Annotated in this window: 17 protein-coding genes and 1 riboswitch; all 17 genes read left to right on the forward strand. The window is 54.2% G+C overall.

Features of this window, described 5'->3' with window-relative positions; genetic code table 11:
- The first annotated feature begins 7 nt into the window (after window positions 1-7).
- Window positions 8-1075: a PorV/PorQ family protein gene (locus KJ869_08830; protein ID MBU1577295.1), complete on the forward strand. Its 1068-nt coding sequence runs from the start codon at window positions 8-10 to the stop codon at window positions 1073-1075.
- Between the two features lie 306 nt (window positions 1076-1381).
- Entirely contained in the window at window positions 1382-4090 is a 2709-nt protein-coding gene (locus KJ869_08835) for a TonB-dependent receptor (GenBank protein ID MBU1577296.1), read from the forward strand.
- Between the two features lie 11 nt (window positions 4091-4101).
- Entirely contained in the window at window positions 4102-5337 is a 1236-nt protein-coding gene (locus KJ869_08840) for a PEGA domain-containing protein (protein MBU1577297.1), read from the forward strand.
- Window positions 5338-5500: 163 nt separating this feature from the next.
- A complete protein-coding gene (gene smc, locus KJ869_08845) occupies window positions 5501-9025 on the forward strand; it encodes a chromosome segregation protein SMC (protein ID MBU1577298.1) in 3525 nt (1174 codons plus the stop codon).
- Window positions 9026-9042: 17 nt separating this feature from the next.
- On the forward strand, window positions 9043-9957 hold the full coding sequence (locus tag KJ869_08850; protein MBU1577299.1) for a magnesium transporter CorA family protein: 915 nt from the start codon (window positions 9043-9045) through the stop codon (window positions 9955-9957).
- 2 nt (window positions 9958-9959) lie between these two features.
- On the forward strand, window positions 9960-10865 hold the full coding sequence (gene ftsY / locus KJ869_08855) for a signal recognition particle-docking protein FtsY (protein ID MBU1577300.1): 906 nt from the start codon (window positions 9960-9962) through the stop codon (window positions 10863-10865).
- A gap of 177 nt (window positions 10866-11042) precedes the next feature.
- A riboswitch (FMN riboswitch) is annotated at window positions 11043-11238 on the forward strand.
- Window positions 11239-11338: 100 nt separating this feature from the next.
- Entirely contained in the window at window positions 11339-12454 is a 1116-nt protein-coding gene (gene ribD, locus KJ869_08860) for a bifunctional diaminohydroxyphosphoribosylaminopyrimidine deaminase/5-amino-6-(5-phosphoribosylamino)uracil reductase RibD (GenBank protein MBU1577301.1), read from the forward strand.
- 1 nt (window position 12455) lies between these two features.
- Window positions 12456-13046, forward strand: coding sequence for a riboflavin synthase (locus KJ869_08865; GenBank protein ID MBU1577302.1), 591 nt, complete (start codon window positions 12456-12458; stop codon window positions 13044-13046).
- Window positions 13043-14269 (forward strand): bifunctional 3,4-dihydroxy-2-butanone-4-phosphate synthase/GTP cyclohydrolase II, encoded by a 1227-nt coding sequence (locus tag KJ869_08870; protein MBU1577303.1) that lies wholly within the window; start codon window positions 13043-13045, stop codon window positions 14267-14269. Before KJ869_08865 ends, KJ869_08870 begins: the two co-directional genes overlap by 4 nt.
- A gap of 37 nt (window positions 14270-14306) precedes the next feature.
- Window positions 14307-14771: a 6,7-dimethyl-8-ribityllumazine synthase gene (ribH, locus tag KJ869_08875; GenBank protein MBU1577304.1), complete on the forward strand. Its 465-nt coding sequence runs from the start codon at window positions 14307-14309 to the stop codon at window positions 14769-14771.
- Between the two features lie 7 nt (window positions 14772-14778).
- Window positions 14779-15198 carry a transcription antitermination factor NusB gene (nusB, locus tag KJ869_08880; protein ID MBU1577305.1) on the forward strand — a complete coding sequence of 140 codons (420 nt, stop codon included), beginning with the start codon at window positions 14779-14781 and terminating at the stop codon, window positions 15196-15198.
- A gap of 1 nt (window position 15199) precedes the next feature.
- Complete coding sequence (locus tag KJ869_08885) at window positions 15200-15940, forward strand: metallophosphatase family protein (GenBank protein MBU1577306.1); 741 nt, start codon at window positions 15200-15202, stop codon at window positions 15938-15940.
- A 17-nt stretch (window positions 15941-15957) separates the two neighbouring features.
- Entirely contained in the window at window positions 15958-16986 is a 1029-nt protein-coding gene (locus KJ869_08890) for a glycosyltransferase family 2 protein (protein ID MBU1577307.1), read from the forward strand.
- A gap of 6 nt (window positions 16987-16992) precedes the next feature.
- Window positions 16993-17982 (forward strand): flippase-like domain-containing protein, encoded by a 990-nt coding sequence (locus tag KJ869_08895; protein MBU1577308.1) that lies wholly within the window; start codon window positions 16993-16995, stop codon window positions 17980-17982.
- Window positions 17973-18917 (forward strand): methionyl-tRNA formyltransferase, encoded by a 945-nt coding sequence (gene fmt / locus KJ869_08900; GenBank protein MBU1577309.1) that lies wholly within the window; start codon window positions 17973-17975, stop codon window positions 18915-18917. Before KJ869_08895 ends, fmt begins: the two co-directional genes overlap by 10 nt.
- The gene (locus KJ869_08905; GenBank protein ID MBU1577310.1) at window positions 18914-19669 is read left to right on the forward strand and encodes a DUF116 domain-containing protein; all 756 of its coding nucleotides are present in this window, start codon (window positions 18914-18916) and stop codon (window positions 19667-19669) included. Before fmt ends, KJ869_08905 begins: the two co-directional genes overlap by 4 nt.
- Window positions 19670-20998: a 16S rRNA (cytosine(967)-C(5))-methyltransferase RsmB gene (gene rsmB / locus KJ869_08910; GenBank protein MBU1577311.1), complete on the forward strand. Its 1329-nt coding sequence runs from the start codon at window positions 19670-19672 to the stop codon at window positions 20996-20998.
- The last annotated feature ends 16 nt before the right edge of the window (window positions 20999-21014 follow it).

Raw genomic sequence — 21014 nt, forward strand, 5'->3', positions numbered from 1 at the left:
GTAAAAAATGAATAAGATAAAAATCATACTTGTTTTAGCTCTGGCCTCTCTGGGGTTGGCCTCCCAGAGCTGGGCTCAGCCGGAATATTCCAATGTGGGAAGGGCCGGACTGACCTTTCTGAAGATCGGGATAGGCTCCAGGGCTATAGGCATGGGCGGCGCTTTTACCGCAGTGTCCAACGACGCTTCGGCCCTCTACTGGAACCCGGCCGGAGTGGCCAAACTGAAAAAGATGGAGGGCATCTTCAGCCACACCAACTGGGTGCTGGACATCAATCAGGAATACATCGGGTACGTGGTCCCGGCCGGGCTGATGGGCAATTTCGGTTTCAGCGCCTCGTTCATGTCGATGGGCGATTTCGAACGGACCACCATCGACGACATCACCACCACCATCCGGGAGGATGACGGCGAGGGGCTTTCCTCCTTCTCGGCCAACGATCTGGCCCTGGGGGTAACCTACGCCCGCAACATGACCGATAAGTTCAGCGTAGGTGTCACCGCCAAATACGTCAGGGAGAAGATAGCCGAGGTCTCGGCCGGCGGGATGGCCCTGGATGTGGGCACCTTTTACCTGACCGGTTATAAAACCCTGCGCATCGGGATGGCCATTCTAAACTACGGGCCGGACATCAAATTCGCCGGCAAGGACCTGCAGGCAGAATGGACCGACACCAGCTGGCCCAGCAATTATACCGGCAACTCTTGGGAGATACTGTCCACGGCCTTCCCCATGCCGCTGCAATTCAAAATAGGGGTGGCCTACGACTTCCTGTTCGGACAGCAGCATACCGTCATTACGGCGGCCGACCTGATCCACCCCAACGACGGCAACGAGAAGGTGGCGGTGGGGACCGAATACACCTGGAAGAACTCCATAGCCAACCTGTCACTGCGGGCCGGATATCTTTACGATCCGGATTGGTATGAGACCAAGAGTGCCGCCGACAACATGAGTGCTGGCGTTGGCATCGGCCGCAAGCTGGGAACATCAAAGATCAATGTGGATTATGCCTTTACCAATAAGGGCTATCTGGAAAATATTCATCGGTTCAGCCTGGGATTGGGCTTTTAATCAGGTAAACCAGTGAATGCTATAGGGGAAGGATTTAGAATCCTTCCCCTATTATTAATGGGTGCATTTAATAGTTTACATATTTAGCGTAGCGTTCGAGGAATGAATGTTTGGTATGATTTTCCTGTCAAAGTGTCATGCCTGCCCCGCATCACCGTGCGGGGTAAACTCCAACAGGCATCCAGGCATTTTTCTGGATTCCCGCTTCTGCGGGAATGACATGGTTATTCCTCGCAATGTTGACAAATCAGAATATATGTAAACAATATACCGCTCGGATTAATAATATTTAAAGCAGAGGGCAGTATGCGATATCTGCGGCTGTTGGCCGGGTTGATGGCCATTATTTCTGCGGATGTGGTCCTGGCCGGAAATACCGGAAAGATCGCCGGGCAGGTTACCGATGCCGGAACCGGCCTGTCTTTGTACGGGGCGGTGGTCTCGTTGGTGGGAACCAATATCGGGACATTTACCGATGATGGCGGAAATTATTATTTGATAAATATCCCGCCGGGAAGCTACAGCGTCCGGGTCCAGATGACGGGATATGCATCGCTGACCGTGATCGACGTCAAATGCACCCAGGATATTACATCCAAGCTTAATTTAAAATTAAAGGTGGCTCCCATAAAGGCGGAAGGCATCGTGGTAACCGCCGAACGGCCGATAGTGGACAAGGAGCTCACCGCCACCAGGCGGACCATCAAGATCGAGGATCTGGTCATGATGCCCTGGGATACCCCGGAGAAGGCGGTGGCCAGTCAGCCGGGGGTGGTGGTCAGGTCCCAGGAGTTCTACATCCGGGGGGGGCGGTCGGACGAAGTCAGCTACCTGCTGGACGGCATTTCTGTCCGGGACGCGGTGGAGGGCTATTCCGGCCTGCTGGTCAACAGCAACGCCCTTTCCGACCTTAGCCTGCTGACAGGCATATTCGATGCCCAATACGGGGAAGTAATGTCCGGCGTCATAAATGCCTCCATTAAGGACGGGGGAAACCCGAAATTCAATTTTTATGCAAATAGCGGCGACCTGTTCAGCCAGCAGTGGGGAAGGGGCTATCAAAACTACCAGATGGATTACGGGCGCACGTTATATGACGGCAAAGTTAAAGTTTTCGGTGCAGCCGACCTGGCGCTAACGGACGATTGGCAGCCCCACCGGGAGCTGGTGCCGAACCAGGGCCGCCAGGATTACTCCGGCCTGATCAAGGCGATATACGCCGCACCTCTGGGAATCAGGCTGACCGCCCTGGGAGCCCAGTCCCGGAGCCAGTATGGCTATTACGGACACGACTGGTATTTTTTTCCGGGGAGCTACCGGTCAGATTTTCGCAAGGGCCGGCTGGGATCCCTGAACATCAACCAGTCATTAAGCAACTCCACCTTTTATAATCTTAACCTGGGCTGGTTCTGGAACACCGGAAAGTTCGGGGTGCGGGACACCTTCTGGGACATCGGGCGCCACTGGTGGGAGGACATCAGATTCTTTGACTACCAGGACAACCAGATATACTATGACGAAAACGGAGTGGCCCATTTCACCGCCGGCTATAATCCCTATGGATACGACAGGATGCTGTTCTACCGGTACGGCAGCTACTGGAAATTTCGGGACCGGGCCACCGATCAGCGCTTTGCAAAATTCGATATCACCTCTCAGGTTAACAACATCCACCAGTTAAAGCTGGGGGCCGATCTCAAGTTCTACCGGATAAACAATTTTTACCTTTATCCCACCGCCAACGGAGTTCCGATATTTGACGCATATGAAAAAAAGCCCTCCACCCAGGCAGTCTATCTGCAGGACAAAATAGAATACCAGGGGCTGGTGGTCAACCTTGGTCTGCGTTATGAACGGATAGACCCGCAGGTGTCGGCCACCGCTCTGGGGTTATGGGCCCAGGACCTGGATAACATCGATTTAAGTTCCAAGAGCATATACAGCCCCAGAATAGGCCTGTCTTATATCATCTCACCGGTTACCACCTTTCATCTGGGCTACGGCAAATATTTTCAGCAACCCCAGTTCCAGCATTTCTACCAGTATCTGGGGGCCTATAATGCCATCGAGCTCAAGGGGAACATCCTGGGCAACCCGGCGCTGCGGCCCCCCACCACCACCAGCCTGGAGTTCGGCACCGTTACCGAGGTCGGCAAAGAATGGAGTTTTGATTTCACCATATATAGCAAGGACATCCGCCACTTGATAGGGGTGGAATATGTCCCCTCTATCCCTGAGGCCTATTACCAGTACCGCAATATAGACAACGCCACTTCCAAGGGTTTTGAGGTGACCCTTAAGAAGCACCTGGGACAGCATTTTACCGGGCTGGTGCAGTACAGTTACGCCAAGGCTGAGGGCTCCGGCTCCAGCCCCCAGGCAGTATGGGAAAAATACCTGTCCACCGTCAAGGGCGAATCGCTGGGCACCCTGCCCCAGGAATCCATCCCCCTGGACTTTGACCAGCGCAACAAAGTTTCCCTGGAAGCCTCAATTTTCAGCAAAGAGGCTCAAGGAGCAGGGTTCCTTGACAATTGGGTGAAGTCGGAGAACACCCTCAACCTGATATTCCAGTACGGCAGCGGACTGCCGTCCACCATCGCCCCGGTGGATACGGTCGCCCGCGACGCAGAATCGCTCAGCGACGACCGCAGCAGCGCCACCAAACAACTGGACCTGAAATTTTCCAAAAAGATAAAACTTGGCCGACTGGCCGGCTACTTAAGCCTGGAGATACTGAATCTTTTCAACTGGGAGAATTTCAATTATTCCTATCAGCGGGAGATCGGTCCCTACGAGATATACACCAGGGACTGGCAGCCCCGCTCACCCACTTCGGATTATTCCTCGGCATCGCCCTATTACGACCAGGACGGAGACCTGAATCATAATGGGGTCTTTGAAGTATCCGAGCAATGGGACCGGTGGGATTATTTTAACAATCTGTATAATTCCAATCCGGCCCTAAGTTCCATGCCCCGCCTGATGCGGCTGGGTTTCAGGGTCAGTTTTTAAGGAGCCGACAGATGAAGATATTAAAATTCCTGGCATTGCCGGCGGCCATAATTATGGCCGGCAGTTGCAGTCACGATCCGGTCTATCCCTCCATCGGCTCGTTATACGTTTCTACCGACCCGGCGGGGGCAGAGATCCTGATAGACGGCCAGACCAAAAACAGATTAACCCCGGCCAAGATAGACGGCATTACGGTAGGCTGGCATACCGTAAGCCTGCGGTATTACCGATGCAAGGAATGGAAACAGCAGGTGGAGATCAAACCAGCGCAGACCCGGACTTTGATAATAAAGATGACCAATATCGCTCCTGCTGTCATCCAAACGGTCAACCTTACTTATTTCGGGGTGGACATGGACTACGCCCCCGAGGCCCGGAAGCTGTTCATTGCCAACAAGTCCAGCTTTTACTTGACCGAGCTGACCCTGGGCGATTCCACCATTATCTCCTCGACCGACCGGCTGGTCGGTTCCTGGCAGTATTTGGTGGCTGCCAGTGAAAAGGCAAACCGGATCTACGCCAAGATAACCGGGGACAGCCTGGCGGTGATGGAGCTTACTTCCGGAACTTTGCTTAAGAAGATCCCACCGCCCCGCCATCTGGGGGTAAAAAACTTGACCTTCTCCCCGGACGGACAATATCTTTATGCTGTCAACTCGGCCGACAGCAGCATCTTTATCTATCAGACCGGCGCAGACACCATAGTTAAAATCCTAAAACTCAAAGGTGAACCCAATGAAGTGGTCGGCAACCTGTCAAACGATAATTTATATGTTACTTTTGACAAAGAAAACCGGCTGGCCAGGGTAGACGCCAGCACCGGAGACGAACTGGCCGGCACGGCTACCGGAACCGATCCCATGGGGCTGTTCTGGGATCTGGATTACCAGAACATCGGAGTCTGCAATTCCGCCAACCGCACCCTGATGCTGGCCGATGCCTTGGGGCTAGGCGGGCCTACCAGCCCGGTCTTCCCGTATGGTAGCATTGTTTGCGATGCCTGTTACTCGGCCAACGGGACCCACCTATGGGTGCTGCAATCCTACCCCCCCAGCACCGGCGGCGACCCCCCGCCTCCCCCCGGTCGGCTGGCTCTGATATATAAACCCACCTGGCAGTTCGTGGGCCATTACGATCTGGGGTTGATTCCCTTAAAGATCGCGCAATCTCCGGACGGCAGGTTCATTTATGTTTTAAACTATCTGGGCAAAGACGTGAGGGTGTTCAGGACAGACCTGATGAACTAAGTATTGGGAACCATATAGAATGGCTTATATATAGCCAAACAAAGCTTTCTCAGAAGCGGGAAAGCTTTGTTTTTTGCCGGATATTTATATTGACGACACCGGCTATATCTGTTAAACTTATTGGTTAAAACAAGTTAATAAAGACAATAAATCAGGGATAAAAATGTATCTATCCAGATTAGAACTGTACGGATTCAAATCCTTTCCCCAGAAGATAACCCTGGAAATAGGTTCGGGGATAACCTGCATCGTCGGCCCCAACGGTTGCGGCAAGACCAACGTCATCGACGCCATCCGCTGGTGTCTGGGAGAGCAGAGCACCAAGATGCTGCGCTCCGACAAGATGGAGGATGTGATCTTCAGCGGGGCCCGGGACGAGAAGCCCCTCTCCATGGCCGAGGTAAGTCTGGTATTCTCCAACGAGGACGGCCATCTGCCGGTAGAATACAATGAGGTGTCGGTCACCCGCCGGCTGTTCCGTTCCGGGGAAAGCGAATACCTGATGAACAACCAGGTCTGCCGCTTAAAAGATATTGTGGATCTTTTTCTGAACACCGGACTGGGGGCCGACAGCTATTCCCTGATAGAATCCAAGATGATAGACACCATCCTGTCGGAGGACCCCTCCATCAGGCGCAGCCTGTTCGAGGAAGCGGCCGGGGTGGCCAAGTACCGACTGCAAAAGAGGACTGCCCAGCGCCGGATGGAGGCCACCACCGAGGACCTGTTGCGCCTGCAGGATATCGTCAGCGAGGTGGAGAAGAGGCTGCGATCATTAAAGCGCCAGGCCAGCAAGGCCAAGGTCTACGATAAGTTCAACCAGGAGCTGAAGGATATCGACCTGAAGGTGGCGGCCATCGACCGCGACCGGTTGAATGTCCAGGCTCTGGAACTTAAGGAAAATATATCGCAGTGGCAGGGCGCCCGCAGCGAACTGTCGGCCAAACTGGAGATGCAGGAGGGTGAGATATCATCCGCCAGGGAGGCCCTGGAGTTGAACGAGGGGAAGATAGAGGAACTGCAGGGGGAGATATCACTCATCAGCGAGCAGTTGCAATTACGCGAGAACAACCAGGCGGTGATCAAGGAAAGGCGTTCCGGCATTGAGCAATCCATGGAGCGCCGCGAGAAGGAAATAAAACTGCTGATGGCCTCGATAGGCGAACACGAGGGCCAGATCAAAACGGTCCAGGAGAGCCTACAAATGTCGTCCGGGGATATCGTGGCCAAAACCGAGCAGTTGAAGATAAAGGAATCGGGACTGGCCGGGCTGGAATCGGAGCTTACTTCGGCCAAGCTGGCCCTGAGTGAAGCCCGGAAAGAATTGTTCGAGTCCCTGAAGCAGGAGGCCGACGGCAAGGAACAGCTGGCCCTGCTGGAGAACCGCTACGGGAACACGGTGGCCGAGCAGGACAAGGCCCAAAAGGAGGGACAATCCCTGCGGCGGAAGCTGGAGGAAGGGAATTTGAAACTGACCGAACTCAACGACAGGATGGATTCCCAGAAAAAGGCCCTCCAGGTGCTGACCGAGGAAAAGATAAGACTTAAGCAGAAGAGCGGGGAATGGCAGAAACAGCTGTTAAGCGCCAACGACAGCCTGAGGGAACTGTCTTCAAGCCTTTCCGGCCTGCAGAAAGAAAAGGAACTGCTGTCCGAACTGCAGCAGAAGTATGAGGGATACGGCCAGGGGGCCCAGCACCTGCTCTCCCGGCGACAGGATTTCACCGGCAGCATAGCGCCCCTGGCCGAGAGGATAGAAGCGGAACCCGGCTATCAGGCGGCGATAGAGGCCGCTCTGGCCGAAAAATTGCAATGGCTGGCGGTGGATGATCTGGACAACATCAAAAAAGCCATAGCCATCTTAAAATCCGAAAAAACTGGCAAGGCCACATTGATAGCCCTTTCGGCACCGGTCGAAAATACCGGCAGCCGGGAGATCTCCGGGCCGGGGATAAGGGGAGCCGCCTTCAAATTCGTCCGCTGCGACCAGAAGATTCAAAATATCATCAATATTCTGTTGAAGGATGTGGTGATAGTAGAGAATCTGGATAATTTCTGGGAATATTCAAGCAGATATCCCGGGGTGCGCCTGGTCAGCCTGGACGGGGAGGTGCTGCATTCGGCCGGAGCCATCGAAGCCGGAGAGCTTCCCCAGGGCCAGATAGGGCTGCTGCAGAGGAAGGAGAGGATTGAAAAATTAGGCATAGAGATATCCTCTTTTGAAGAAAAAATAAAGCAGGAGATTGGCGGCATCCAGAGCTTGAAGGGCAAGCTGGAGGAGCAGGACAAACAGTTGGAAAATGTCGACCGGGAAACGGAAAAATACCAGAAGGAGATCACGATCTCGGAGGGCTCCCTGGCCAAGAGCAAATCCTCCCTGGAAATGAACAACCACCGGTTAAACGAATTGGAGCAACAGTCCCAAGCCCTGCAGGGGAACATCTCCCGCCTGGAATCGGAATTGAACCAGGCCCGGGGATCTTTCCAGGAGATAAGCGAAAGCAACAAGGACGAAAGCGGTTTGCTGGGGCAGCGGGATCAGGATATGTCGCAGAAGGAGGAGAAGCGCAATCAGGCGGCCCAAGAGGTGAACCGTCTGAGGATCGCATTGTCCGAGGCCCAGTCGGAAAGGGAACGGTTGCGGCAGGAATCGGCCAATATGGAACAGCGGAAGAACGAGGCGCTGGAGAGGATCCAAAACTTCCGGGCCGAGGATCAGGCCGGGTATGCCGCCATCGCCGGGCTTCAGGAGGAGGCGGAAAAGCTGAGCATCGAGATCGAAGGAAGCGCGGCTCACCGCAAGACATTTCTGGTCAAGCGGGAGGAGATGCAGAGACAGAGCCAGGGCTCGCTCAACCGCCTGAAACAGGCCGAGTCGGTGATGCACCGCAGCCGCCTGGAGAGCGACGAGCTTCAGAGCAAGCTTTCCCAGGCTCAGATAGAACTGGGCTCGGTGCGGAACGATCTGGACAACATCACCAACCGGCTGAGGAGCGAATACGAGGTCGATATCCAGGCCCTGGCGGCCTCCGAAGAAATAAACCTGGAGGAGAGCCGCAGCCGGATCGACGACCTCCGGCATCGCTTGAAGAAACTGGGCCCGGTCAATTTTGCCGCCTTCCAGGAGCTGCAGCAGGATGAGGAGCGGTACGGCTTTCTGGTCAAACAGCGGGACGACCTGCTGTCGGCCAAGGAGGATCTGGCCAGCACCATCAGGAAAATAGACGAAACCGCCAGGGCCATGTTCCTGGAAACATTCGAGGCCATCAAGAAAGGCTTCTCCCAGATCTTCCAGCGGCTGTTCATCGGCGGAGAGGCCGATCTGAAACTGACCGGCAACGATGATCCGCTGGAGGCGGAGATTGAGATACTGGCCACCCCGGAGGGCAAGAGCATGAAGTCCATCCGGCTGCTGTCGGGCGGGGAGAAGGCCATGACCGCCACCGCCCTGCTGTTCGGGATCTACCTGGTGAAACCGGCCCCCTTCTGCGTGCTGGACGAGCTGGACGCCCCGCTGGACGACGCCAATGTCCAGCGCTTCTGCGCCATGCTCAGGGATTTTGCCAGCGGCACCCAATTCCTGGTGATAACTCACAACAAGCGGACCATGGAGGTGGCCGACCGGCTTTACGGGGTGACCATGGAGAAGCCCGGCATCTCAAAGGTGGTCTCGGTAAAATTCGATTGAGGTCGGAGTAAAAACGCATGTTAAAAAAACATCAAATAGAAAATTGCAGGATAATTGACGGCCTGAATGGAATCGGGACGATATGGGTTTATATCAGCCCCAATGAGCAAGAAAAAAAATATTTAATTGATGATCTGAAGATAGACGAGCATACCCTGGCTTCGGCCCTGGACCCCGATGAGCTGTCGCGGCTGGAATTCGAGCCGGATCATGCGGCCCTGATCTTCAAGCGGCCCAAGAACTACTCCTCCCAGGACGAACTTCTGTTCAAGGTATCATCGGTAGGCATATTCCTTTTTAAGGACAGGTTGATTGTGGTTATGCCGGAAGAGACTCCGCTGTTTGAGGGAAAACAGTTCCAGCGGGTGGCATCCCTGAACGACCTGTTGCTTAAGTTGATCTACCGATCCATCTTTCATTATCTGGAACACCTGAAAATAATAAACATGATAACCGATTCTTTGGAGGATAAGATCAGCTCCTCCATGGAGAATAAATACCTGCTTAACCTGTTCACCCTGGAGAAGAGCCTGGTCTATTACCTGAATGCCATCAACTCAAATTCCATGCTGATAGAAAAACTCAAGACCAGTGCCGCCAAGATCGGCTTCTCGCCCGAGGGGCTGGAATTCCTGGACGACATCATCATTGAAAATAACCAGTGTTACCGGCAAGCCGAGATATATTCCAACATCCTGGCCAGCATGATGGACGCCAGGGCTTCCATCGTCAGCAACAACCTCAACGTGCTGATGAAGACCCTGAACATCATCACCATCGGCATCATGGTTCCCACCTTCGTGGTCAGCGCCTTCTCCATGAACGTTGGCATCCCCTTCTCCTGGCATCCGTCGGCCTTTTGGATGGTGATGGGGCTGGCCCTGGTCTCGGTGGTGGCCTTCATGTTATTCTGGCGCTTCAAGAAGTGGTAGCCGTGCCCCTGATCAAAGCCGTCAAGGACGGCCTGGGTAAGACCAGAAACGGTTTCTGGCAAAAGGCGGTCAGCCTGATCTCCGGCAAAGGATCCCTGTCTTCCCAAGAGCAGTCCGAACTGGAGGAATTGCTGATACTATCCGATGTGGGGGTGGCGGCCAGCGAAAGACTGATGAAGGCCATAAAGCAGGGCTCATCCGGGAAGTCGGCCGGGGAACGGCTTAAGGAAGAGATACTGGGCATCCTCTCCATGAATTCAGAATTCAGAATTCAGAATTCAGAATCGGCCGTAAGGCCGCAGGTGTGGCTGATAATCGGGGTCAACGGATCGGGCAAGACCACCTCCATCGCCAAATTGGCGCATTACCTGAAAGGGCAGGGGCAGCAAATAATGCTAGCGGCCGGGGACACCTACCGGGCGGCCGCCATTGAGCAGCTTAAAAAATGGGCCGACCGGCTGGAGGTCGAGTTCATCGGCAGTAAAACCGGGGCCGACCCGGCCAGCGTAGCCTACGATGCGGTGGAATCGGCCATAGCCAAAAATGTCAGCCATCTTTTGATTGATACCGCCGGCAGGCTGCATACCCAAAAGCATCTGCGGGACGAGTTGGGCAAGATATACTCCACCATAGGCAAGAAGATGCCCGGGGCCCCGCAGCTGACCCTTTTGGTGCTGGATGCCACCACCGGACAGAACGCCGTCAGCCAGGTAAAATTATTTTCCCAGGCGGCCAAGATAGACGGCATAATTCTCACCAAGCTGGACGGCACCGCCAAGGGCGGCATAGTGCTGGCCATCGCCCAGGAGCTGGGGATCCCGGTGTTTTTTACCGGCATCGGGGAGGGCCTGAATGACTTGCTGCCTTTCGATCCGACTGCTTTTGTGAACAGCCTGCTGGAGAGATAGTCGGCCCTTTGTTGCTTCGGTATTTAAATAGGTCAATAACCCATATTGTCATGCCATTGAAGAATGGCATCCAGAGCTGGATTCCCGCCTTCGCGGGAATGACATATTGTTGTATTTGGTTGGCGGAGTAATAAAGCATTTGAATATTGACATTATCTTGATAATAGGATATATTTACTATACCTTCGGGGCGGGGTGAGATTCCCCGATCGGCGGTAGGTCCGCAAAATAAGCCTGGCGGACAAAGCCCGCAAATCCATCATGGATTGACCCGGTGAAATACCGGGGCCGACGGTCCCTCCACAATACCCATAATTAACTGCTCTTTCAATGGTTGAGCGGAGGGGGAAAGTCCGGATGAAAGAAGGTTAACAGGGCCTGGATGCAAGTGCTGTTCTTGCGTAAGGGCTGTCTGTTTTGATTTCCCCGAAGGAGTCTTTTAGGCTTATTCGGGGTTTTTATTTATCATTCCAATGAGTAACATAGAAGAACATAAAAGATATATAGGTCTAGCCCTGGAGCTGGCCGGCAAAGCCAAAGGCCGCACCTGGCCCAACCCTATGGTGGGTGCGGTGGTATTGAAGGATGGCCGGATCGTGGGGCAGGGTTATCATAAAAAAGCCGGACTGATGCATGCAGAGATTGAGGCCCTGGCTCAGGCCGGGCCACAGGCCGGGGGGGCCACCCTGTATGTCAACCTGGAGCCCTGCTGCCATAGCGGGAAAAGAACCCCTCCCTGCACCCAGGCCATCATTGGGGCCGGAATCAAAACAGTAGTGTACGGAATGGATGATCCCAACCCCAATGTCAAGGGAAAGGGGGCAGAAGAACTCATAAAAGCCGGAATAGAAGTGATAGGAAAAGTGATGGAAAAAGAAGCCCAAGGATTAAACGAAGTTTACCGGAAATACATGACCACCGGATATCCCTTTACCGTTCTGAAACTAGCGTTAAGCTTAGACGGCAGGATCGCCGCCCCAAACGGGGAATCGCGGGGGCTGTCGTCGGAGGAATCACTCAAATTAGTGCATAAGATGAGGCTGGAATCGGAGGCTATCATGGTGGGCAGCGGCACGGTGATCAAGGACGACCCCCAGCTGACCGTCCGCTTGATCGATAACCCAGACAAAAAACAGCCCACCCGATTCATAATTGACAGCACCCTTAAAAGCCCGTTTCATTCCAAGGTTTTCGATCAGACCGTGGCTAAAACGGTGCTGATCACCACCGACAAGGCCGATCAGGCCAAAAGATCCGAACTGGAAAAGAAAGAAATAGAGATCTGGACCATCCGGGCCCTGCCGGATGGGATGGTGGACATAAAAGAATTATTGCGCCAGATGGGACTTCATGAATACTGCAACCTCCTGGTCGAGGGCGGCAGCGGCCTGGCGACATCATTTTTAAAAGCAGGATTGGTTGACAAGCTGAGCTTCTTTTATACGCCGAGAATCATTGGAGCGGAGGGGGTGCCGGCCTGCGGGCAGATGGATTTTAAAAACATCACTGAGGCCTTTAAGCTTTGCGATCTGAAGGCCCGGCCGGTAGGCGATGATATTTTAATCGAAGCCTATCCGGCGAAGGATTGATATGTTCACCGGACTGATAGAGCAGATAGGCACCATCAAGGCCCTTAAAAATGCTGGGCATTCGGCCCAGATCGATATTGCGGCCGAGTGGTCCGACCTGGTTTTGGGCGAAAGCATTGCCGTCAACGGGGCCTGCCTGACCGCAGCCAGGATGATCGCCGGGGGCTTTTCAGCCGACCTCAGCCGGGAGACCATGGCCCGGACCACTTTTGGCCACAGTAAAACCGGTAGCCGGGTCAACCTGGAAAGGGCTTTGAAAGTTGGTGACAGACTGGGCGGCCATTTTGTGTCCGGCCATATCGACTGCGTATCAAAGATATTGAAGATGATCAAACGGCCCGGCGGCACTGAAGTTAAAATACTGCTGGAGCCGGAATATTTCAAATATATCATAGACCGGGGATCGGTGGCGGTGGACGGCATCAGCCTGACCGTATCGCGAAAAGAGCATGATGGATTCTGGATAGCCGTCATCCCCCATACCATGGAACAAACCAATCTGAAATTCCGAAAAACCGGGGACAGAGTAAACCTGGAGTTCGATATGATGGTCAAATATACCGAATCACTTTTAGGCAAGGACCGACGATGAAGCAGGGCTTTAAATTCAACTCAATTCCCGAGGCTATCCGCGACATTCGGGCCGGCAAAATGATCATTGTGGTGGATGATGAGAACCGCGAGAACGAAGGCGACCTGGTGATGGCCGCGGCCAGGGTGACCCCGGCAGCGGTAAATTTCATGGCCAAGGAGGGGCGGGGCCTGGTCTGCGCCTCGCTCTCCCAGCAGAGGCTGGAGACGCTGGACCTGGGGCCGATGGTGGAGCGCAACACCGCCAAGCTGGGCACCAACTTTGCCATTTCGGTGGATGCCGTAAAGGGCACCACCACCGGCATCTCTGCCCATGACCGGGCGGCCACCATCAAAACCCTGATCCACCCCAAGACCAAACCGTCCGACCTGGCCCGGCCCGGCCATGTGTTTCCCCTGATGTCGGCCGAGGGCGGGGTGCTGCGCCGGACCGGACATACCGAAGCGGCCCTGGACCTGGCCCGGCTGGCCGGACTGTATCCGGCCGGGGTGATCTGCGAGATCATCTCCGACGACGGCACCATGGCCCGGGGCGCAAAACTGTTTGCCTTCGCCTCCAAGCATAAACTTAAGATCATCACCATCAAAGACCTGATAGAATACCGCCGGAAGAAGGAAAAGTTAGTGATGCCGGTGCTGGAGACCAAGCTGCCCACCAAATACGGCCAGTTCCGGCTGGTGGTCTACGAGGATCTGATAGAGAATTACCATCATCTGGCCCTGATCAAGGGAGCGGTCAAGAACCGGAAAAATATCCTGGTGCGGGTGCATTCCCAGTGCCTGACCGGGGATATTTTGGGCTCCAGCCGCTGCGACTGCGGCGACCAGCTGGCGGCGGCTATGAAAATGATCGACCAGGAGGGACAGGGGGTCTTTTTATACATGAGGCAGGAGGGGCGGGGCATCGGGCTGTTCAACAAGCTGAAGGCCTATAAACTGCAGGATCAGGGGATGGACACCATCGAGGCCAACCTGGCCCTGGGCTTTGCCGCCGACGAAAGGGACTACGGCATCGGGGCCCAGATCCTGGCCGACCTGGGCCTGTCCAGCATCAGGCTGATAACCAACAATCCCGACAAGATAGCCGGGCTGGAGGGCTACGGCTTGAAGATAGTAAAGCGGATCGCCATCCAGGTGCCCTGCACCCCGGCCAACGCCCGGTATATGAAAACCAAGCGCGACAAGATGGGGCATCTGCTGGACAAGGATTTCTGTCTCAATTGATCCTTTAACGGAACATTCATTTTTAAGGAGGGATAAAATGCCAAAGATAATCGAGGGCCATTTAAGCGCGGCCGACAAAAAATTCTGCCTGGTGGTGTCACGGTTCAACGACCTGGTGAGCCAGCGTCTGGTGGACGGGGCCCTGGACTGCATAATCAGACACGGCGGGAGCGATGCCAACGTGGAGCTGGTCTGGGTGCCGGGCTCCTTTGAGATCCCCGGCGTGGCCGCCAGGGTGGCCGCTTCAAAAAAATACCAGGCGGTAATCTGCCTGGGTGCCGTCATCCGCGGCGATACCCCGCATTTCGACTACATAGCGGCCGAGGTGGCCAAGGGGGTGGCCCAGGTTTCCATGAATTCGGGGGTGCCTACGATATTCGGAGTGATCACCACCGACAACCTTGACCAGGCCCTGGACCGGGCTGGCAGCAAGGCCGGCAACAAGGGATGGCAGGCGGCCCTGTCGGCCATCGAGCTGACCGACCTCTACCGGAAGATATAAGGAACCGATGGGCTCCCGAAGAAAATCAAGAGAGCTGGCGCTGCAGGCCCTGTACCAGATAGACCTGGCCGGGGATCAGCCGGAAAAGGCGCTGTATGACCTTAAGCACCGGAACCCAGATGACCCTGAAATGGTCGAGTTTTCAGGGGTTCTGGTCAATGCCGTGGTCACCAATCTGGATAGCATCGACCAGGCCATCATGAAGGCCGCCCAGAACTGGACCATAAACCGGATGGCCCTGATAGACCGGAACATCATCCGCTTGGGGGTGGCCCAGCTGCAGTATCTCGATGAGCAGGTGCCTCCCAAGGTGGCCATCGACGAATCCATCGAGCTGGCCAAAAAATTCGGGGACGAGGAATCCGGTCGCTTCATCAACGGGGTGCTGGATAAGATTTTCAAGGATATGAAAAAAAAGGAAAAGTAAGATGCGATGCGCCTTAATATCCGATATACATGGCAATCATGAAGCCCTGACCGCGGTACTGGCCGATATTAAACAAAAAGGCATCAAGGACCTTTTTTGTCTGGGCGACACCGTAGGTTATGGAGCCGATCCGGCCAGATGCCTGGCGGAGATAGGCGGACTTACCGACCAGATCATTGCCGGCAATCACGATCATGGGGCGGTGGGACTGCTGGATCTTTCCAGCTTCAATTTTAATGCCCGCAAAGCGGCGGAATGGACGGGGAAAAAACTAACGGCAGGGGAAAGAGACCTCCTCAAAAAGCTTCCCCTGCACCTAAAGGGTAGCATCCATGAAAACGAAATATTGATAGTTCATTCCACTCCCAATAAGCCGGATGACTGGCATTATATCCTGTCGCTGGATGAGGCCGAGTATCAGTTCGAAAAATTTACCGAAAGACTTTGTTTTGTCGGCCATTCCCACCAGCCCATATTCTGGGAATGCGATGCCCATGGCAAGTGCAGCATCGCCGGTAAGGAGTACGTTCATCTGGAAAAAGATAGGAGATACATAATCAACACGGGCAGCGTGGGACAGCCCAGGGACGGCGACCCCAGGGCCACCTATGCCATCTACGACGGGGAAAGAATGGAAGTGGCGATACGGCGGGTGGAGTATGATATCAAATCCGCCCAGGAAAAGATAATCCGGGCCGGCCTGCCGGTCCGCCTGGCCGAACGCCTGTCAACCGGGATCTAACGGGGGATATCACAGCCATGCCAACCGCAATAGCCATAATCATACCGCACCACAACGGCCAACAGATGCTGGCCGACTGCCTGTGGTCCCTGGTCAAGACCGAGTATGATAATTTTCGGATCTACCTGGTGGACAACGCTTCGTCGGACGGAAGCCCCCAATGGGCCAAGCAGAACTATCCACAGATAGAATTGATTTCCTCCCAACAGAACCTGGGATATGCCGGAGGCTGTAACCTGGGCATTCGTTCCACGACCGAGGAATATGTCGTTCTGTTAAACAACGATACCGAGGTCAAACCGGACTGGCTGAGCAAGCTGGCCTCCGAACTGGATAGGGACGATACGGTGGCTGCGGCCCAGCCCAAGATACTATGGCTTAAGGATCGTAGCCTGTTCGATTATTCCGGCGGGGCCGGAGGCATGATGGATATCTTCGGCTTTCCCTACTGCCTGGGCCGTCTGTTCGATGCCAAGGAAAAGGACCTGGGACAATACGATGGCGGGGTAAAGGATATCTTCTGGGCCTCGGGCTCGGCCTCGATATACCGCCGGAGCGTGTTGGATAAGGTCGGCCTGCTGGACCAGGATTTTTTCATGCATATGGAGGAGATAGACCTGGCTTGGCGGATGCACCTGGCCGGGCATCGGGTGATAGCCGTCCCCGAATCGGTGATCTATCACTTATCCGGCGGATCCCTGCCTGCCGGCAATTTCCGCAAGATGTACCTTAATCACCGCAACAGCCTGCTGATGCTGTGGAAGAATTATTCGCCGGTCAGCCTGATGTGGATCTGGCCCCTGCGGCTTTCCCTGGAGATGACGGCTTTTATGAAGGCTCTCTTCTCCGGGAATCTGGAGTGGGTCCGGGCCATTGTTCAGGCGGGTTTATGGATGGCGGAAAACCCCCGGCTGGTCTGGAAAAAACACCGGGAGACCCAGAAGCTAAGAGCCGCCAGCGACAGCATGATCAGGGCTAAAATGTACCAGGGCAGCATCGCTGTCAAGTATTTTCTTCAGGGTAAACGCACTGCCAACGAGTTATAATAAGAAATGAGAGAAAAGATAAAGAAGACCTCACTGCTGATTCTGAGGATATTGGTCAGCCTGGGCTTGATCAGTTGGATCATGCTGAAAGTTGATAAGCAACAATTGCTGGAATCATTCCGGTCCCTGAACATCTGGCTGTTGCTGTCATCGCTGGCCGCCTATTTCGTGGTCAATGCCATCTGCGCCTGGCGTTGGCAGTTTTTGCTGGCGGCCCGGGGGATAAAAAGCGGATACTGGAAACTTCTGCGATACTTTTTGAACGGCCTGTTCTTCGGCAACTTTCTGCCCACCACTGTGGGGGGCGACCTGGCCCGGGCCTACCTGGTGGCCGACGACTGCAAGAGCAAGTCCGAGGCGTTAGCCTCGGTGCTGGTGGACCGTTTCATCGGTCTTTTTGGGGTGATCATCACCGGCATCGTGGGGCTGATCCTGGTGGCCAAGGGGGGACAGGAAATCAGCCTGCTCAATGGCATGTTGATCGGCATCGCGGCGGCGCTGTTATTCGTGGTTTTATTTTTGAACAAATCATTGGTGAAAAAATTCCGCTGGCTTTTCAAACTTCCCCTGATGGAAAAAGTAGAGCACCAACTGATAGATTTTTATCATGCCATCTATGCCTACCGCACCCATAAGCGGGAGGTGTTTCTGGCCCTCTTTCTGTCCCTGATGGTTCAGGTCTTTGTGGTGATAACCGCCTACCTGATAGCCCTGTCGCTGGGAATAGGGATATCCGTAATACCTTTCTTTCTGTATATGCCGGTGATCGCCGCGGTCAGCATGATCCCCCTGTCCATCAACGGCTGGGGGCTCCAGGAAGGGGCTTTCATTGTGTTCTTCGGCCGGGCGGGAATAGCCCAACCCCTGGCCCTGTCGCTGGGATTTTTATATCACTTGGTGGCCGTCGGCATCTCCCTGCTGGGCGGCCTGCTGTGGCTGATGTTCGGGGGGCGTAAACCGGCCAATAACAATAAAGACAGTTCAAAGTGCGGATAGTATTCATGGGTACTCCGGGATTTGCCGTGCCGACCCTGGAGGCCATTAATCAAAAAGGACACGATATCCTGGCGGTCTTTACCCAGCCGGACCGGCCGTCGGGCCGGGGCCGCAGCATTGCCTTTTCCCCGGTCAAGCAGAAGGCCATGGAGCTTGGCATATCGATTCAACAGCCAGATACTCTGAAACAGAATCAAACAATTCAAGCTGTTTCAAACCTTGAACCTGAAATAGTAGTGGTAGTGGCTTATGGACTCAAACTCCCCAACGATATCCTGGACATCCCGAAATACGGCGCGGTTAACCTGCACCCTTCGCTGCTTCCCAAATACCGCGGAGCGGCACCCATCAATCATGCCTTGCTCAACGGAGAGAAGACGACCGGGATCACCAGTGTTTTGATGAACAGCAGAATGGATGCCGGGGACATCATCCTGCAGGAGGAAGTGCCGATCACTGACGAAGAAAACGCCGGGGAACTGGAAGGGCGGTTGGCAAAGCTGGGGGCCGATCTTATTATCCGAAGTTTAGATGTTTTGAAGGCGGGAGATTCTGAATTCAAGAAGCAGGATGAGTCCATGGTTACTTTGGCATCGAAACTTTCTTCTCAAGACGGACATATCACCTGGAGCAGGTCGACCGACGAAGTCCAAAACCAGATCCGGGGGCTGACCCCCAAGCCTGGGGCTTTTGCCATGTTCAAAGGGAAAAGGCTGGAGATCCTGAATATACTGATGAATTACGAATTACAAATTAAAAATCATGAATATTTGCCGGGACAGGTGGTAGCGGTGGATAAAGATAAAGGACCGGTGATCAAAACCCTGGACGGGGTGGTCATCTTGACAGAAGTAAAACCGCAGGGGAAAAAGGCAATGGGCGGCGACGAATTCCTGCGAGGCTATAAGCCGGCAGTGGGGGACAAGTTATTATGAATGGCGGCAAGAGATTGTTTTTGGCCCTGTCCTTCGTCAGTCTAGCCATCCTGGGCACTGGAGTGATACTGCTTTTCTGGCTAGTGATGCCGCGCCTACAGATGCTGGCGGAATGGCTGTTCTATGCGGCCGGGGCCGCAGTATCATTATTCCTGCTGGTGGTAAGCGGCGGACTATTGCTTCTTTTCCTGTCGGCCATAACCGAAAAGGATTTTCTGTTCCCCCATGGCAAAAAACAGGTGACGGTAAAGATCCTCTACCCCATAAACCTTTTCCTGGGGTTTCTGCTGGGCATCGGCCGGGAGAGGGTGGGAGAATCTTTCGTGGAATTCAACAATGCCCTGGTCCGGGCCACCAGAAAGCGGATCGATTCCACCCGGATAATGATATTGCTGCCGCACTGCCTGCAGCTGAGCGACTGTCAATATAGGGTGACATCGGATGTCGGGAACTGCCAAAGATGCGGAAAATGCGCCATCTCCGAACTGGCCGGGTTTTCCGAAAAAATAAAGGCCAGGATCGCAGTGGCCACCGGAGGGACCCTGGCCCGGCGGCTGATTGTGGAGATCAAGCCTACCCTGATCCTGGCGGTGGCCTGCGAGCGGGACCTGGTCTCGGGAATTCTGGATGCCTACCCCATCCCCGTTTATGGCATTTTGAACCAACGTCCCCACGGCCCCTGCAACAACACCACGGTGGATCTGGAGAAGGTTAGGGCTGGCTTTGTTTCCCTGCTGGGAAAGGAAATTTAAGTGACGGCCAGGGAGACAGCGCTTAAAATCCTGTCGGATGTAGAAAAGAACACCGAATTCAGCGACAGCGTATTAAGAAGATATTTCAACCAGGCAGAGCTTTCCCGGGTCGACCAAAACCTGGCCCGGGAATTGGTCTCCGGGGTGCTTAGGCAAAGGGCCAAACTGGACTGGCTGCTGGATGGGTCCCTTAAAAGGGGCCTTAAATCACTGAATACATTGGAAGCCAATATATTACGGTTGGGGCTGTATCAGGTTGCATTTTTGGATAAAATCCCGGCGTTTGCAGCGGTAAATGAAAGCGTTGAACTGGTTAAACGCTTTGGCCGGAAAGAGATAATTGGCTTGACAAACGCCGTCCTGCGGGATATAATTAGGAACAAAAAGTATCTAAAAAAACCCGATACCGGGGATAAAGTTAAAGATGCCGGCATTGAGTATTCCCATCCGGAATGGCTGATCGAAAGATGGGCCAAACAATTGGGCTGGGATGATACTTTAAAAATATTGGAATTCAACAATTCTCCGGCCCCGGTGATCATAAGGGCCAACCGGCTGAAGCCCTCGGCCGAAATTTTATTTGAACAACTTGAGGCCGGCGGGTTTGAACCGAAGTTCTCAGAAATTCTTCCCCAGGCCATAGAGATAAATAACCCTTCCGGACTGGTTGATAATGAGTTGTTTGTCCGGGGGCATTTCTATTTTCAGGATTCCAGCGCCCAGGCGGCGGGAATGCTTTTTGGGGCCAAAGCCGGCGACAGTATTTTAGATCTCTGCGCCGCTCCGGGGGGCAAGGCCGGACTGGCTATAGAGCAGGCCGGCGGCCGGGCGGATATGTTCGCCCTTGACCGGAGCCTCCGGAAGTTGCCCAGGGTCAGAGAAAATTTTATTCGTCTGGGCTTGGATTCATGGTATTTGATCAACGGCGATGCCGTTGATATAAAATTCAAAACCCCTTTCGATCTGGTCCTGGCCGATGTGCCCTGCACCGGGCTGGGCGTCATCCGGCGGCGGTTGGACCTGCGCTGGCGGATCAGGGAGGCCGATATCCAGCGGATGGCCGGGCTGCAGAGCCGGATCCTGGAAAATGCCGCGGGGCTGGTCAAGCCTGGCGGAGCGCTGGTATACAGCACCTGCACCCTGACCCCGGAGGAGAACCAGGATCAGATAATGGGATTTTTAAACCGTCATCCTGAGTTTTTCCTGGACCCGGCCGAAAAATATCTTCCGGCAATGCTGGTCCAAAATAAATTTATGGCCACCTGGCCGCAGATCCATCAAATGGACGGGGCTTTTGCCGTTCGCTTAATAAAAAATAAAAATATATAAAATCAATCCAGGAGAA

It is taken from the genome of Candidatus Edwardsbacteria bacterium (assembly GCA_018821925.1).
Classification (GTDB): domain Bacteria; phylum Edwardsbacteria; class AC1; order AC1; family EtOH8; genus UBA2226.